Origin of the sequence: Corynebacterium sp. UBA2622 (genome assembly GCF_002339505.1) — a bacterium.
Taxonomy (GTDB): domain Bacteria; phylum Actinomycetota; class Actinomycetes; order Mycobacteriales; family Mycobacteriaceae; genus Corynebacterium.
Genome location: NZ_DDJO01000023.1, coordinates 164013 through 180421, shown reverse-complemented (window position 1 = coordinate 180421; position 16409 = coordinate 164013). Strand labels below are relative to the sequence as shown.

Genomic DNA, 16409 nt, shown 5'->3' with positions numbered 1-16409 from the left:
TTGTGTTTACCGGCGGGGTGCCGGGGTTGTTTGGCGTCTAGCGGGTGATGATCGATCCGTCTGCCGCGTGGTCAGCAGCGACCCGGGGAGCGGCGATGGCGAGGGGGCTCTCCCCATTATCGGTTACACCCATGCGCCGGTCGTTCATCAGCTTGCCCTGCCAGATCACGCCGAGGGCGAGGATCCAGCCGATGAGGGCGATCAGGCCGGTGCGGTACTCGGGCAGGATGCCCATGAGCACGATAACGAGGGCGAACACCGCCAGGCAGAGCCAGTTGGCGAAGGGGTAGAGCGGGGCACGGAACCGCGCGGTGTTGCCCGCGCGGTTGAAGCGCTGGCGGAACTTCAGGTGGGACAGCACGACACCGGTCCAGGTGATGAGCTCCGCCCCGGTGATGATGGCGAGCAGGACGACGAAGATCTTGCCCTCGAAGAAGTAGTTCAGGACCACGACGACGGCCATGAGCGCGGCGTCGAAAAGCAGTGCCCGGAGGGGCAGGCCCTTGGCCGTCGTCGCACCGAAGAACGCGGGGGCCTGGCCATTGCAGGCGAGGTCGCGCAGCATCCGGCTGCCGGAGTATGTCATGGTGTTGAGCACGGAGGCGACGGCGACCATGATCACGATGTTGAGGGCCGTGGCTGCGCCGTTGACGCCGATCGTGGAGAGCACCCGCACGAAGGGGCTGGCGTTGGTGTCCTGCTGGTCCCACGGGGCGAGGAGGAGAATGACACCGATGCCGCCGATGTAGAAAACGAGGATGCGCCAGATCACGGAATTGATGGCCTTGGGGATCGCCTTCTCGGGATCGGAGGCCTCACCGGCCGCGGTGCCGAGGGACATGATGCCGCCGAAGGTGAAGATAACGGCGACGAGCGAGTAGAGAATGCCGGTGACGCCGTTCGGCATGAACCCGCCGTGCTCCCAGAGGTTGGAGAAGCCGACGGCGGGCTCCGGGGTGAGTCCGAAGACGAGCGCGAGCCCGCCCACGATCATGAGGATCAGCGCGGCGACCTTGATGAAGGACAGCCAGTACTCGGCTTCGGCGAAGACGCCGACGTGGAGCAGGTTGATCGCCACGATGGTCACCAGGGACACCAGTGCGGTGATCCAGTGCGGGATGCTGGGGTACCAGAAATCGAGGAAGGTTCCCATGGCGGTGAGCTCGAGCATGCCGACGACGATGGTGGTGAACCACCAGTTCCAGCCGGTGATGAATCCGGCGCGACGGCCGAGGTACTCACGGGAGTAGGCGGCGAAGGTGCCGGAGACGGGGTGCTCCACCGCCATCTCGCCGAGCATGCGCATGAGGAAGTAGATGATGAAGCCGACCACGGCGTAGGAGACGAGCACGGCGGGTCCGGCGTAGGTGATCGAGGACGCGGAGCCGAGGAACAGCCCCGTGCCGATCGCCGAACCGAAGGCGATCATCTGCAGGTGCCGGTTCTTCACCCGGCGTTGCAACCCCTCGTCGGCGGGTCCCTCCGCCGCGGGCGTTGCGGCGACGGGAGATTTGTCGTGGGCCATATTTACCCTCCAGTGTGATTCGGGACATAGTTTTGTGCCTAAACGGAAATTATCGTTGCCCCTGGATTGCTTGTCACCGCACAAAACAAACAACTAATTTTGACATATGTCGCACATTCCCCCGATTCAGGAGGCGGCCGACGATTTGGCCCGCCGGTTGAAGCGCTCCGTGGAGGTGGATTCCCCTTCGCTCCACGTCATCTGCGCCTCCGCCCAGCACGGGCCCATCGACCAGAGCCGGATCAGCTCCATCATCAACCGGACCCCGCCGCTGGAGCCGGTGCCCTGGATGCTCGGCTTCGGCATCCAGGAGTCCACCGCACCGGTGCGCATCCCGCCCAACGACGAGTATGGAATGCTCGGGCGGATCTGCATACCCCTGCGGCACGGCGGAAGGCTTGTCGGGCACTTGTGGCTCATCGACTCCCCGCCGCTGACCGACCCCGAAATCGATGTGGCGGTGGCTGCGGCGTCATCCATCGCGGAGCTCGTCCAGCGCAGCGATTCCGCTCTCCCGAACGTGGCGGAGCAGCGCGGGGAGGTCGCCCGCCTCATCCTCAGCGGGGACGAGCCCTCGCTTGCCGACGCCCGCCAGCGCGACTGGCTGCCGGGGGACGGAACACTGACGGTGCGCAAGGTGCTGGTCGAGGCGCCCCCGGAAGCCATTCGCCGCTTCGGGGAGGAGCTGGCCCGCCCGACCTTCCACCGCCCCTACCTCGTGCACCCCGAGTTCAGCTCGGTCACCCTCATAGAGTCGCCGCGCACCGCGGAAGATACGGACTTGGTCACCGCAGATCTGCTCCATGCGGCGCGTGCGTGCGACGTCGACATCACCGCCTGGGGAACCGCGCGGGCCGTCGACGGCGTCAGCGCGGCAGCGGCGCTCGCCCGCGCGCGGTTCGTCGCGGAGGTGGCAAAGCTCTCGGGGGTGGAGTCGTTGGCGTGGGGTGAGGCCGGGGCCTGGCGCCTTCTCTTCGGCTGGGAGCTGCGCCCCGAAACGGTGCGCGCAGTCAGCCCGCACGCCGCGGCGCTCCTCGACGCGCCCACCAACTCCTACTGGCGCACTCTGTTGACGTATCTCGACTTGGGGCGCAACGTCACCGAGGCAGCCGCGGCATGCTTCATCCACCGCGCCACGCTGCACTATCGCCTCGACAGGGCGCGCGAGATCATGGGTGAGGCCACGCTTGACGACGGCTGGGAGACCGCCGCCCTCCACGTCGCGCTCAAGCTGCACGGCGTGTTGGAGTCGAGGAGCGAGCGTTAAGCCTGGCCCTCGAAGAGGGTTGTGACGGAGCCATTCTCGAAGATCTCGTGGATCGTCTTGGCCAGAAGGGGGGCGATGGACAGGACGGTGAGGTTGTCCCAGCCCTCGGTGGACTGCGGCAGGGTGTCCGTCGCAATGACCTCCTCGGCGCCGCACTTGCTCAGGCGCTCGCGGGCCGGGTCGGAGAAAACACCGTGGGTGGTGGCGATGAGCACGGACTTTGCGCCCGCGTCCTTGAGCACGCCGACGGCACCTGCGATGGTTCCGCCGGTGTCGATCATGTCGTCCATCAGGATGCAGTCCTTGCCGGAGACATCACCGACGACGCGGTTGGAGACGACCTGGTTGGCGGCGTCGATGTCGCGGGTCTTGTGGACGAAGGCCATGGGGGCGTCGCCAAGCGTGTTGGCCCACTTCTCGGCGGTCTTCACGCGGCCGGCATCGGGGGAGACCACGCAGAGGTTGTCCAGGGAGTACTTCTCCTTGATGTAGTCCGTGAGGATCGGCATGGCGTGCATGTGGTCGACGGGCCCGTCGAAGAAGCCCTGGATCTGGTCGGTGTGCAGATCCACGGAAACGATACGGTCCGCACCCGCGGCGGTGAGCAAGTCTGCGACGAGGCGGGCGGAGATGGGCTCGCGGCCGCGGTGCTTCTTGTCCTGGCGCGCGTAGGGGTAGAACGGCAGAATAGCCGTGATGCGCTTCGCGGAGCCTCGCTTGAGGGCGTCAATCATGATGAGCTGCTCCATCAGCCACTTGTTCAGCGGCTGGGCATGGGACTGCATGACGAAGCAGTCGGACCCGCGGACGGACTCCTCGAAACGGATGAAGATCTCGCCGTTGGCGAAGTCGCGCGCGGTGGTGGGCACGAGATCGATGCCCAGTTCCTTGGCGACGGCCTCGGCGAGCGCGGGGTGGGCGCGCCCGGAGAAGAGTTTGAGGTTCTTGTGGCTCTCGGTGGAATATCCGGTCATCGTTTTCCTTACTTCTCGCGTGCGTTCTTCGCGGCCTCGGCCGCGTCCGTGCCGGGGCGGTTCTTCTCCACCCAGCCCTCGATGTTGCGCTGGCGGCCCTCCTTGATGGCGAGCGCGCCCGCGGGCACATCTTCGGTAACAACTGTACCTGCGCCGGTGTACGCGCCGTCGCCGATGTTGACGGGGGCGACGAACATCGTGTCGGAGCCGGTGCGGCAGTAGTCGCCGATGGTGGTGTGGTGCTTGGAGATGCCGTCGTAGTTGGCGAAGACGCTCGAGGCGCCGATGTTGGACTCCCGGCCCACGGTGGCGTCACCGATGTAGGTCAGGTGCGGCACCTTGGAGCCGGGCCCGATCTGGGCGTTCTTCGCTTCCACGAACCCGCCGAGTTTGCCGTCCTCGCCCAGCTCGGTCCCCGGGCGGATGTAGGTGAAGGGGCCGACGGAGGCGCGTGCACCGATCACGCCGAGTTCGCCCTGGGTGCGCACGACCTTCGCGTCTTCCCCGACCTCCATGTCGGTCAGCGTCGTGTCGGGGCCGATCTCCGCGCGGTCGCCGATGACGGTCGAGCCCCACAGCTGGGTGTTCGGGTGGATGAGCACGTCCCGGCCGATCTCGACCTCGACGCCGATCCACGTGGTGGCCGGGTCGATGACGGTGGCGCCGGCGCGCATCGCGCGCTCGACGCTGCGGCGGTTCAGCTCGCGGCCGGCCTCGGCGAGCTGGACGCGGTCGTTCACGCCCGCGAGCTCCCGGGCATCGGGGGCGGTGAAGGCGGCCACGGTGCGCCCGTCACCGCGGGCAATGCCGAGCACATCGGTGATGTAGAGCTCGCCCTGTGCATTATTGGAGTCAATGCGCGTCAGCGCGTCGCGCAGCACGGCGCCGTCGAAAGCGAAGACACCGGAGTTGACCTCCGTGACCTTCCTCTGGGAGGCGGTGGCGTCCTTCTCCTCGACAATCTCGCGGACCCCGCCCGCCTCGTCGCGGATGATGCGCCCGTAACCGGTGGGGTTGTCCAGCTCGAGGGAGAGGACGGTGACGGCCGCCGAGGCAGCCTCGTGGGCATCGATAAGCGCCTTGATCGTTTCCCCGGTGAGCAGCGGGACATCGGCGTTGGTGACCACCACGGTCCCGTCGAAGTCGGGCAGCGTCTCGAGCGCGACCTGGACGGCGTGGCCCGTTCCGTTCTGCTCCTCCTGCACCGCCTGGAGGATGGTGGTGCCTATGTCCTCCGCGATCCTGTCCACCGCCGGGGCGACCTGATCGCGCTGGTGGCCGACGACGGCCACGAGGTGGGAGGGGGAAACGGACGCGGCGGCGTGCAGGGAATGCGACAGGAGGCTCCGCCCGCCGATCTCGTGCAGCGTCTTCTGCTTGTCCGACTTCATGCGGGTTCCCGCGCCCGCGGCGAGTACGACGACGGCGCATTCGGAGTGGTTAGTCACTCGGAGACTCTCCTTTAATTGTGGAATTCACAGCGTGCAACAGCATAACGCTTAGCCCGCGCGCCCGGAGACGTCTTCCAGGTTCGACGCGCCGAAAACACCGATGAAGCCCACAACCGCGAGGAACAGGAGCGTGGGTTCAGGGCCGAAGTGCGCCACGAGCGAGGAGATACCGCCCATGACCAGCAGAATCACACCCATGATGGTGTTTGACGCGCCTGTGATCATGGTTCGGCGCGCACCGTCGGCCATGTCCACGAGGTAGGTCTTGCGCGCCACGCGCACGGAGGTGTGGGCGAGGTTGACCAGGAAAAAGCCGATGGGCATCACCCAGGCATTGACGCTTGTCGACGCCCACTGGGCGGCCGCCACCAACAACACCAGTACGACGGAGGCGAAGCCGGCGCTGACGGCCATCGCGTTCTTGGAGGAGCGGTCCGACCAGATGCCGGAGGCGCGCCCGCCGACGAGCGAGGCCCCGCCCGAGGCGAGGATGAACCCGCCCAGGCTGCTGAGGTCCTGGCCCTCCTTCTGGCCGAGGACGATGATGAACGGGGTGGAAAGAGCCGTGACCAGCATGAGTGAGCGCACGAGGAGGAACCGGCGCAGTTTCCGGTCGCCGCGGACGAGGTCCAGGGTGGCGCGCACCCATCCGGTGTCGAACGTCTCCGTCGGGTGCTCGGCGTTCGGCTCCTCAATGCGCGTGAACACCCCGGCGGCGAGAACCCAGGTTGCGGCACCGCCGGCGAGGAGCGCGGCGATGATCCAGCGGGGGAGATGGGTGGGAAGCACGCTCATGGCCAGGCCGATGGCCAGTGTGAACGCCCCCGACAGCGCAGTCGCGCGTCCGGTGATGAGGCCGCGGCGCCCCTTTTCGATGGTGTGCCCCTGCACGTCCTTGCCCGCGATCGAGCACACCGCGCGGAAAACGGACAGGACCGCCAGCAGCGCGATCACAACCAGGCCCAGGACAAGGCCGCGCAGGAAAAGGGCGGCAACGGCGATGCCCGCGGCCGCCGCCGCCTGGCCGAGGGAACCGAGGATCCACACCCTTTTGCGTGCCGGCGTGGAGCTGATCCAGGGGCTGATGGCCGCCTGGGGCAGCATGGACCCGGACTCGCGGATCGGAACGAGGAACGCGGTGAACGCGGCCGGGACGCCGGCCGCCGTGAACAGCCACGGCAGGACGGTCTTGGCTGCGACGATCTGGTCCCCAATGCCCTGGAGCCCGTTAGCCCAGATGAACCGTCGGGCGTTGGCCTCCTGGTTCGGAAGCCCCTGAGGGGTCGTTTCGCTCATGAGTGGAAATAGTAGGGTCGGGTGAGAGGCACCGCTGGGGTAAGTCTCGGCTAAGCAGGGCAGGAGGCGCACGATGGGTTTCAGTCGGCGGACGTTTTTCAGGGGCGTGGTTCTCACCACTGCGGGGGTCCTCGCGGCGTGCACCGGCCCAGGCGGCACCGCCCGCGGCCAGAAGGTGCCGCGCGGCGCCAAGGAGGAGGCGCGGCCGCTACCCGTCCCGGCTCTGGAGAAGGGTGAAGTGGACGGTTCGACGCGGCGGTTCACCCTCACCGCGCAAGCGGGCCAGTACGAGATCGTCCCCGGTGTGAGCACCAACACCTGGGGCTTCAACGGCCCCTGGCTCGGCCCGGTGCTCTACATGCGGCGCGGGGAAACCGTCGAGATGACGGTGCGCAACGAGGTCACTGAGCCGACCGTCGTGCACTGGCACGGCCTGAATCTACCCGCGGCCGCCGACGGGGGACCGGCGCTGGTCTTCGACCCGGGGCAGAGCTGGAACCCCACCTGGACGGTGGACCAGCCCGCCGCGACCTGCTGGTACCACCCCCACCCGCACCAGATCTCCTCCCTGCACGCCTACCGCGGGCTGGCGGGCGGCATTGTCGTGGCCGATGACGAGGCGGACGCGCTCGGCCTGCCGTCTGAGTACGGGGTGGACGACATCCCGGTAATCATCACCGACGCGAAATTCACCGATGACGGACAGCTGGACGAGACCATCGACCCCACCTACGGCCTGCTCGGTGACACCCCGCTGGTCAACGGCATCACCAAACCGCGTCTCGACGCGCAGCGCCGCCGGCTGCGTCTGCGCGTGGTCAACGGAACCACCATGCGCTACCACAACCTCAGCCTCGGCAGGCCCGTCCACGTCGTGGGCACGGACCAGGGGCTTTTGGACGCCCCCGTCGAGGTCGACTCCGTCCTCCTCAGCCCCGGCGAGAGGGTGGAGATAGTGGTCGACCTGGAACCGGGGAGGAACTGCACGCTCCGTTCGATCGGCGTGCCCGACAACGGCGGGCTGGAGAAGGGGGAGACCGCGGACGGATTCGGCATGCGCGACACCTTCAATCTGCTGGAAATAGCGGGACCGCCGGAGGGCGCGGCGGCACCGGGTGATCTCCCGGGCAGGCTGGTCGACGTCGTCAAGCCCGATGCCTCGGGTGCCGTCGAGCGCGAGTTCCGGCTCAGCGGGTTCCAGATCAACGAGCAGTCCATGGACATGGGCCGGGTCGATTTCGTTGTCGACCACGAGGGGCCCGAGGTGTGGAAGGTGACCAACGAGAACTCCGACTGGCCACACAACTTCCACGTGCACAACGCGCGTTTCCAGGTGCTCGGGGTGGAAAACGGGAATATCGCGTTCACGTCGGGCTGGCACGACACGATCACCATCCCGCCGCTGTCCACGGTTTCCCTGTTGGTGGAGATCGGGTGGTACCCGGACCCGACGCTGGCGTACATGTTCCACTGCCACATGCTCTTCCACGAGGACCAGGGGATGATGGGGCAGTTCGTCGTTGCGGAACCGGGCCAGGAGGTGCGGTTGAAGCACGCGGGGATGCACGGGCACTAATCGTTACCAGCCGTATTGTGCGGCCTTCCGCGCCACAGCCTCACACTTTTCCGGGTCGTTGATATAACCTTTTTCGCACCCGTTCATCAACTGTGTCTCCCCGGATGTCGGGTTGGGGTTTCCATTCGCATCGTGCCCGTAACCGCATTTGTACGCGGGGCAGGTGCCCCCATCTGCGTAAGAGATCTGATCTAAAGGAGTCTCGTCGCGCTGCCAAGGCGCGCATTTCGACGGGTCATCTACATATGAATCCGTATGGGGGCACCGGTAGCTGCCGCGGTTCGCGACACCTTGGTCGTAGCAGTCTTGGCTGAACCGAGTTGAACCATCAGACCAGAGGGCGGGGCCGGGTATACCCGGCTCGCACTGTACGACGTAGGGTGCAGCGACCGGGGGCGCAGCTTCTGGCTCCGTAGCGGCGGCGTCTCGTGGGGCTGCGGTCGCGGTCGACGTCATGGTTAGGGTGGCCGACGTCGAGCTCGGGACGGTGGTGTTCGAAGAGACGGTGGTCGTCTCAGTCGCATCCGAACCGTTTCCGATCTCACCGGTTCCGCAGGCACCAAGTGCTCCCGCAAGAACGATGACACCAAGAATGGGGAGGGTGTTTTTCATGGCCAATACTTTCTTGAGGGGTAGACGGCTGAGGGAGTGGGTTTCTTTTTGAGTCGCGTACATCGATCGGCCCGTGATTTGACAGTCTCCCAGTCACGATCAGACGGTAATAAGGTATGAAATATCCAGGATTCCTGGCACCGATGTTATGGGACATCGCTTTGTCCGGTAAGAAAATCTGACTTTTTCGCCGTACCCCCACGCTCGCCGGGATCTAACTGAAGGATGTTCCACCTGAACGCACGCTGGATAGAGCAATAATTCCTGGGGATGTAAGTCTGCATACATCCTGAGAAAAACTGAGGCGCCCCTCGTTTTCGGCCGTCTGAATTAGATTGCTGCGGGAGAGACGGGCCAATCTATCGATGCGGTGGGAAACATGTTCACTTCAAGCGCCAAAATTTCGGGTCTGCACCGCGAGGCTTCCCCGGCATCCGAAATGGCTAGAGCTGATGAACCGCTTCAGTCCACTGTGTTCTCTCGCGCAGACTCCCAAACTCAAGAAACAATTAAAAAGAGCCCACAAAAAGCTTCCCCACCAGGACTCGAACCTAGAATGACGGTACCAAAAACCGTAGTGTTGCCAATTACACCATGGGGAAATCAGTTGCTCATTGTAGCGGACGGCCCCAGGTTGCCTAATCTGCGGGTATGTCGGCCCCGCCCGTAAAGTGGTCGGCATGGCTCGGCAGCGAATGACAGGTTCCCAGCGCAGGGCGCAACTCATCTCCATCGGCCGCGCGGCATTCGCCGAGCGCGGCCTCGACGGCGTGTCCGTCGAGGAAATCGCCGTCCGCGCCGGAGTGTCCAAGCCGGTGATCTACGAACACTTCGGCGGCAAGGACGGCCTGTACAAGGCGATCATCGAGGAGGACGCGGCCGAGCTCGAGGTGATGATCCTCGAATCCATCTCGCACGGCCGCTGGCGCGAACGCATCGAGGGAAGCATCGTCGCACTCCTGACGTTCGTGGAGGAGAACACCGACGGCTTCCTCATCCTCGTCCACGGCCAGGTGCCGGGGGAAGAGAGGACGTTTTCCACGCTGCTCAACAAGTCCATCGCGCAGGTCTCCTCGTTCCTCGGTGTGGCGTTCAAGCACCGGGGCCTGGACCCGACCATCGCACCCCTGTACGCCCAGGCCATCGTCGGCACCGCGTCGAACACCGCGTTGTGGTGGCTGGACCAGCGCTCGCCCGACAAGTACACGGTGGCCGCGCACGTGGCCAACCTCGCCTGGAACGGTTTGAGCGGCATGGAGGCCACGCCCAAAATAGAACCCGCAGGCGGCAGCGCCCCGCCGACACCGTCCGACAACCCCACCAAAGAATCTGAGAAAACGGAGGATGCATGACCGACTTGACGCCCGCCCTCGGGGGGCTGCTCACCACCGCGCTGACGGACCCGAAGCTCAAGGGGCTGGTGAGCAACGTCGGCCAGGAGCATCTGCACGTCACCGGCATCGATCAGGTGCGCAGCTGGGCCGCCGCGGCTCTCTCCCGCGAGGTTCCCGTGCTCCTCGTCACCGCCACCGGACACGAGGCGGAGGACCTGACCGCCGAGCTCACAGCCCTGCTCGGGGAGGGGGAGGTCGCGCAGTTCCCCTCGGTGGAGACGCTTCCCCACGAGCGGCTCTCGCCGGCCGCGGATGTCGTCGGCAAGCGTGCGAAGGTGCTGTGGGACATGCCGCGCGTCATCGTCGCGGCGGCGCGGGCAGCGTGCCAGCCCGTCCTGCCCGCCGTGGAGCCGATCACCGTGGCAGCGGGGGAGGAGCACGACTTCACCGAGCTCACCAAGCGCATCGCCGGCTACGCCTACGAGCACGTGGACATGGTGGCCAAACGCGGTGAGTTCGCCACCCGCGGCGGGCTCATCGACGTCTTCCCGACCACCTCCGAGCACCCCGTGCGCATCGAATTCTGGGGCGACGAGGTCACCGACCTCCGAACTTTCGCAGTCGCGGACCAGCGCACGATCGACGACATCGCCAGCGTCAAGCTTTTCCCCGCGCGGCAGCTGCTTATCGACGACGCCGTCGCCTCCCGCGCCGACGCCCTGGCCCGCCAGTTCCCCTCCAACCCCACCCTGGTGCAGCTGCTCACCCGCGTCTCGGAGAAGACGCACGCGGACGGCATGGAGGCGCTCATCCCCGCGCTGACCGACAAGCCGTTCCGGGCCCTGCCGGAGCTCCTGCCGGAGGGTTCGATCGTCCTGGTCACCTCCCCTGAGAAGGTCAAGGCCCGCATCGCGGACTTGGAGGCGACTGATCGGGAGTTCCTCGAGGCCGGGTGGGAGGCCGCCGCGATGGGCGCGGAGGGCCCGCTGGCAGTCGAAGGCCTGGATGTCTCCGCCAGCTCGTACCGCTCCTTCGAGTCCCTGCGGGTCTCGGCCGAGCAGGCGGGCGTGGCGTGGTGGACCTTCGCCCCTCCCGGCATGTTCACCGCGGACGATTCGGAGACGCTTCCGCTGGAATTCGAGCCCGCACCCGCACTCAAGGGTGACCCGAAGGCGATCGAGAACCTCTACGCCACCATCAAGCTCCATGTCGCCGCAAACGGAGGGAAGGCCGCCTTTGTCGCCCCCGCGAAGGGGACGGTCGAGCGCATGGCGGACCGCCTGCGTGAGCACGGTATCTCCGCCCGCCTCGCCACCCCGGGCATGGAACCCGTCGAGGGTGCGGTGACCATTTACCAGGCGCTGTCCCACGCGGGTCTCGTGTTCCCGGGCCCGAACCTCGTGGTCATCACCGAAACGGACGTGACGGGCAACCGCGTCGGTGACATCGCAGGCGCCAAGCGACGTGCCCCGCGCCGGCGCAACCGCGTTGACCCGCTCGCGCTCAAGCCCGGCGACTTCGTGGTGCACGACACCCACGGCATCGGGCGTTTCGTCAAAATGGCTGAGCGCACCGTCAAGGCCGGCGACGAGGACTCGCGCCGCGAGTACATCGTGCTCGAGTACCAGCCCGCCAAGCGCGGCCAGCCCAACGACCAGCTATGGGTGCCCATGGAGTCGCTCGACCTTTTGAGCAAGTACTCCGGCGGCGAGCAGCCCTCCCTGTCCAAGATGGGTGGCTCCGACTGGAAGAACACAAAGCGCAGGGCGCGCGCGGCCGTGCGGGAGATCGCCGGCGAGCTCATTGAGCTCTACGCCAAGCGCCAGGCGGCACCCGGCCACGCATTCGCCCAGGACACCCCGTGGCAGCAGGAGATGGAGGACAACTTCCCCTTCGTCGAAACGGAGGACCAGCTCGCCGCGATCGAGGCCGTCAAGGACGACATGGAGAAACCCACCCCGATGGATCGGGTGATCGTCGGCGACGTGGGCTTCGGCAAGACCGAGGTTGCGGTGCGTGCCGCGTTCAAGGCGGTGCAGGACGGCAAGCAGGTCGCGGTACTCGTGCCCACCACCCTGCTGGCACAGCAGCATTTCTCCACCTTCAACCGCCGCATGGACGGCTTCGGGGTGAACATCAAGGAGCTCTCCCGCTTCACCACCGCCAAGGAATCGAAGGAGATCTTTGCCGGGCTTGCCGACGGCTCCATCGACGTGGTCATCGGCACCCACCGCCTCCTGCAGACGGGTGTGCACTGGAAGAACCTCGGTCTCGTGGTGGTCGACGAGGAGCAGCGCTTCGGTGTCGAGCACAAGGAGCACATCAAGGCGCTGAAATCGCACGTCGACGTGCTCACCATGACCGCGACCCCGATTCCGCGCACCCTGGAGATGTCGCTGACGGGCATCCGCGAGATGACCTCCATCACCACCCCTCCCGAGGACCGCCACCCGGTGCTCACCTACGTCGGGCCCCAGGAGGACAAGCAGGTCGCCGCAGCCGTGCGCCGCGAGCTGCTCCGCGACGGCCAGGTCTTCTACATCCACAACAGAGTCTCCGACATCGAGGCCACCGCGCGCCGCCTGCGCGAGCTGGTGCCCGAGGCGCGCGTCGTCGTCGCCCACGGGCAGATGTCCGAGCAGCTCCTCGAGCAGACCGTCGAGGGGTTCTGGAACCGCGAGTACGACGTGCTCGTGTGCACCACCATTGTGGAGACGGGCCTCGACATCGCCAACGCCAACACCCTGATCGTCGAGAACGCGCAGAACATGGGCCTGTCGCAACTGCACCAGCTGCGCGGGCGCGTCGGCCGTTCCCGCGACCGCGCCTACGCGTACTTCCTCTACCCGAAGGAGAAGACGCTGACCGAAACGTCCTACGACCGGCTGGCCACCATCGCCCAGAACAACGACCTCGGCTCCGGTATCGCCGTGGCACAGAAGGATCTGGAAATGCGAGGTGCCGGCAACGTGCTCGGCGCGGAGCAGTCGGGCCACATCGCGGGTGTGGGTTTCGACATGTATGTCCGGTTGGTTGGCGAGGCCGTCGAGACGTTCAAGGCCATGATGAAGGGCGAGACCATCGACGCCACCGACAACGGCCCGAAGGAAATCCGCGTGGACCTGCCTGTCGACGCGCACATCCCCGAGTCCTACATCAACTCCGAGCGCCTGCGCCTTGAGGTCTACCGCAAGCTTGCGGAGGCCCGCGACGACGCGGACCTGGCCAAGGTCGCCGACGAGGTGACCGACCGCTTCGGGCCCATGCCAACGGAGGTTGACCACCTCATGGCCGTCGCGCGCGTGCGCCACCAGGCGCGCCGGGCCGGCGTGGCGGACATCCTGGTGCAGGGAACGCGGATCAAGTTCCAGCCCGTGGCGTTGCCGGACTCCAAGCAGGTGCGGCTGAAGAGGCTCTACCCGGGAGCGAACTACCGCGCCGCTGCCCAGGCGCTGCAGATCCCCTTCCCGCGCGCGGGCAAGGGCATCAACCAGCCCACGCTCCGCGACCTCGAGCTGCTGCAATGGGTCGCCGATTTCCTTTCCGACATGTTCGACGTGGAGAAGATCTCGGTCACCGGCTCCACCAAGGTGACGGGGAAGAAAAAGGTGGTCTCGGTAAGCGAGTAACCGATTGATGCGTGCGAAGCCCGCGCACGTAAAATATCCGGGCATGCCCCTATAGCCCAATTGGCAGAGGCCGCGGACTTAAAATCCGCTCAGTGTGGGTTCGAGTCCCACTGGGGGCACCAACGTCCCGCTCCTGTTGCGGAGTGGACCCCGGCGGATGAGAATCAGGGGGAAGTTCATTCACTGATTTTCGGGGGTAAGTGGTGAAACCATTTCGGGGGTTCATTTTCGCATGCTTGACGACGCTCAGCGGCTGCGCACTACAACAATCTGACGCGGAGGTCGCCCACGGTGGAGGTGAGGCGGCGCCAGCGGAAACGGTGGCGCAGGAGGAACAGCCTGCGTTCCACTTCAAGAGCGGGGATCTGGTCCTGGGGGAATTCGACCCTTATACGATCGGCGACGATCTGTTCAACCCGTGCGAAGAGATATCCGATGAGGAGTTTGCTGAGCTGGGTTTGCACGCGAAGCGGGACCTTGGTTACAACCCCGTGACCCAAAAGGCGGGTTGTTACTTCAAGCCGGATGACCCGCGGGTCCAAATTGGGTTCGTGTCCAATGCCGCAAATAAGCTAATCGTCCTTTCCAAGATGAAACTGCATTCAGAAAATGATTGGGGATCAGTTCCGGGCGCTTATGTGTTCGAACACCCCAATCTCCAGGGAAATTGTTATGCCATGGTCGACACCGAGCGAGGAGCCTTCGGCACCAACGCCGTCTCTGTCTCTATCGATGACCAGAACTATCTATGTGCACTTGCTCAGGACGGTCTCGAGCGGATCTATTCCGCAGCAAAATGATTAAGTCCTCGATGCGCATTATGTTGTGACCAAAGGGCCAACGGTAGAAACCGCGATGCCCTAACTTCAACGAGGAACCGGCGCAGGGGTGCCGGTATAGCGGCAAGTTGTGGGCCACAGTTTAGGGGGGCGAAATGGCAAACAGCATGTCTGTCGACATTGCTTCTGTACGTAATGCAATTGATTCACTTCGGCAAATATCAGAGGGTCTCGAGTCCTTTATTGGCGTGTCTGCCCTCGCAGATCTTCTCAATTTCTCTGCTGTTTCGGGATTGGATTTCGCAGGACGCACGCACGGCACAATCACTGAGGATTATCAGCCCGTTTCCTCAAGGGCCCTTGCTTCGCACATCCTTGATGCAGCCTCACTGTTGGAATCAAACCTAGGAAATACGGTTCTGACGGATTTCCAGTTCTCGAAGGCGTTCTCCCACATTGGTTTGGCGGATGTGCCGGGGCTGGATAAGGCGGTTGCTGCAATGGACGGGGGAGTTCCGGAACCAGCCCTCGTCAACGCGACGACCGGGCGTTTCGCCAATGCGTTACCGGTGGCCGGCCCGCAGTTCTCGCTTCCGGGGCTCAATAGCCAGTTCTCTAGCACGTTTCCCCAGCAGGCGTCTAACGCTTCCACCCAGTGGATGCAGACATCCCAGTTCTTGACCGAAACCGTTGCCTCGCTTGACGGCGCAAAGGCCTCCCTGGGCTCCTCCGCCACCACGAGTTGGGTCCAGGCGGCCATTGAACGCATCAACCAGATCCAGTGGGCGGGTGGGACCTACGCTGGTCACGCGGAGGCCCTGGCGGGCCACACGGCGAACTTGGCGGCCGTCGCCCAGGCAAACCAAATCAACACAGCCGTGGCACACGGCACCTGGCTCATGCTTCCCACGATGGAGCAGAAAATCGCCTTCGAGCGCGCGTACCTTGCGCCCTTCGCACCCAACCTCACTACGAGCCTGGTGCCGGTGAACCCGGTGTTCAACCAGCTGCTGCCGCCCCTGTCAGACATGCCCGGGGACGAGTACAAGCCTGAGGCCGTATCGGTGCCCCGTACGCCCGAGTTCGAGAAGACGCCGCTGCCGAGAGTGGTCGCGGACGCCCTCAGCCAGCGCGGCTTCAACGACCTGGCCCGGGCCAGTACGCCCACCGAGGTCATCGAGCAGTTCGACGCAATCACCCCCGACACCCTCGGTGCCCTCTCCGAGGGGGCGACACCGACCCAGGCCGCGGCCGTGGCAGCCCCGAGCATGCCGCCCACCTTGAATCCCGGCGCTGGCCTGGGGGCCGGAGGAACGGGCTGGCCCGGAAACGGGGCGACCGGTGTTGGTGGTGCGTCCACTGCCCCGCTTATGGCGGGCAACGGCGCGTTCGGGCCCGGGCTGGCCTCCGCGGCGCAGCGGGGTGCCCCTGCCGGCCTTGGAGCACCCGGTGCCGTGCCACGCGGGGGCACCGCCGGAGCGTGGGCAGGCGGCGTCCCCAACCCGGGTGTCGGCCGGCCGCTCGGTGGGCGGCTACCGGCCCCGGGCGGCGGGGTCGGTCTGCATGGGGGTTCGTTCGGGGCGGGGGCTTTCCCCGGTGCCGTCGGCGGGGGAGCGGGAAACGGTGCGCGCACGGGTGGCATCACCGGAACCGGGGTAGGGGCAGGCATCCCGGGTGCGGGGTTGGGAGGCCCCGGTGCGGGGGCTGGGGCGTCGTCACGCGTTGCGGGCGTACCCGGGGCATCGGGGGCATCGGCTAACTCGAACCCTGCCCGGGCCTATCCCGTTGGCGGGCCGGCGGGGGCCGCGTCCCGCGGGGTGGAGCGGGACAGGAAGGCGAACCGGGTCAAGGCCGTGACCAGCGCGGTCGAGCGCGACGGCAACCTGCGTGCGCTGCTGGGTGAGGCTCCCGCGCTGCTGCCGGACGTGATCGGGGACAACGTCAAACAACCGCGCCGGTAGTGGGG

10 protein-coding genes and 1 tRNA gene are annotated in these 16409 nt (G+C 65.8%); 7 read left to right on the top strand and 4 right to left on the bottom strand.

All coding sequences use genetic code 11. From position 1 onward, the window contains the following. Window positions 1–37 precede the first annotated feature (37 nt). Complete coding sequence (locus B3611_RS09860; RefSeq protein ID WP_291314902.1) at window positions 38–1525, bottom strand: amino acid permease; 1488 nt, start codon at window positions 1523–1525, stop codon at window positions 38–40. Between the two features lie 106 nt (window positions 1526–1631). On the opposite strand from B3611_RS09860, the gene B3611_RS09855 reads away from it, so the two are divergent. Further along, a complete protein-coding gene (locus B3611_RS09855) occupies window positions 1632–2792 on the top strand; it encodes a helix-turn-helix domain-containing protein (protein ID WP_291314901.1) in 1161 nt (386 codons plus the stop codon). Here the strand turns inward: B3611_RS09855 and B3611_RS09850 are convergent. The 3 genes from B3611_RS09850 to B3611_RS09840 are packed head-to-tail and all read right to left on the bottom strand — an operon-like array spanning window position 2789 to window position 6513. Continuing rightward, window positions 2789–3766, bottom strand: coding sequence for a ribose-phosphate diphosphokinase (locus tag B3611_RS09850; RefSeq protein WP_291314900.1), 978 nt, complete (start codon window positions 3764–3766; stop codon window positions 2789–2791). The genes B3611_RS09855 and B3611_RS09850 overlap by 4 nt on opposite strands. An 8-nt stretch (window positions 3767–3774) precedes the next feature. Next, complete coding sequence (glmU, locus tag B3611_RS09845; RefSeq protein ID WP_291314899.1) at window positions 3775–5214, bottom strand: bifunctional UDP-N-acetylglucosamine diphosphorylase/glucosamine-1-phosphate N-acetyltransferase GlmU; 1440 nt, start codon at window positions 5212–5214, stop codon at window positions 3775–3777. Between the two features lie 51 nt (window positions 5215–5265). Further along, window positions 5266–6513 (bottom strand): MFS transporter, encoded by a 1248-nt coding sequence (locus B3611_RS09840; RefSeq protein ID WP_291314898.1) that lies wholly within the window; start codon window positions 6511–6513, stop codon window positions 5266–5268. A 73-nt stretch (window positions 6514–6586) separates the two neighbouring features. Between B3611_RS09840 and B3611_RS09835 the strand changes: the two genes are divergently transcribed. From B3611_RS09835 to B3611_RS09810, 6 genes are all read left to right on the top strand, one after another. Next, window positions 6587–8089 carry a multicopper oxidase family protein gene (locus tag B3611_RS09835; RefSeq protein WP_414646332.1) on the top strand — a complete coding sequence of 501 codons (1503 nt, stop codon included), beginning with the start codon at window positions 6587–6589 and terminating at the stop codon, window positions 8087–8089. 1292 nt (window positions 8090–9381) lie between these two features. Then, on the top strand, window positions 9382–10053 hold the full coding sequence (locus B3611_RS09830) for a TetR/AcrR family transcriptional regulator (RefSeq protein WP_291314896.1): 672 nt from the start codon (window positions 9382–9384) through the stop codon (window positions 10051–10053). Continuing rightward, window positions 10050–13664 carry a transcription-repair coupling factor gene (gene mfd, locus B3611_RS09825; RefSeq protein WP_291314895.1) on the top strand — a complete coding sequence of 1205 codons (3615 nt, stop codon included), beginning with the start codon at window positions 10050–10052 and terminating at the stop codon, window positions 13662–13664. Before B3611_RS09830 ends, mfd begins: the two co-directional genes overlap by 4 nt. A 45-nt stretch (window positions 13665–13709) precedes the next feature. Next, window positions 13710–13786, top strand: a tRNA-Leu gene (locus B3611_RS09820). Between the two features lie 114 nt (window positions 13787–13900). Further along, a complete protein-coding gene (locus B3611_RS09815) occupies window positions 13901–14464 on the top strand; it encodes a DUF3558 family protein (RefSeq protein WP_291314894.1) in 564 nt (187 codons plus the stop codon). 656 nt (window positions 14465–15120) lie between these two features. Further along, on the top strand, window positions 15121–16404 hold the full coding sequence (locus B3611_RS09810; protein ID WP_291314893.1) for a hypothetical protein: 1284 nt from the start codon (window positions 15121–15123) through the stop codon (window positions 16402–16404). Window positions 16405–16409: the final 5 nt, after the last annotated feature.

Bases quoted from the DNA above. Each gene is read 5' to 3' on its own strand.
- B3611_RS09840 (WP_291314898.1), bottom strand. From the start codon at position 6,513: ATGAGCGAAACGACCCCTCAGGGGCTTCCGAACCAGGAGGCCAACGCC.
- mfd (WP_291314895.1), top strand. From the start codon at position 10,050: ATGACCGACTTGACGCCCGCCCTCGGGGGGCTGCTCACCACCGCGCTG.
- B3611_RS09850 (WP_291314900.1), bottom strand. From the start codon at position 3,766: ATGACCGGATATTCCACCGAGAGCCACAAGAACCTCAAACTCTTCTCC.
- B3611_RS09860 (WP_291314902.1), bottom strand. From the start codon at position 1,525: ATGGCCCACGACAAATCTCCCGTCGCCGCAACGCCCGCGGCGGAGGGA.
- B3611_RS09835 (WP_414646332.1), top strand. From the start codon at position 6,587: ATGGGTTTCAGTCGGCGGACGTTTTTCAGGGGCGTGGTTCTCACCACT.
- B3611_RS09830 (WP_291314896.1), top strand. From the start codon at position 9,382: ATGGCTCGGCAGCGAATGACAGGTTCCCAGCGCAGGGCGCAACTCATC.
- B3611_RS09855 (WP_291314901.1), top strand. From the start codon at position 1,632: ATGTCGCACATTCCCCCGATTCAGGAGGCGGCCGACGATTTGGCCCGC.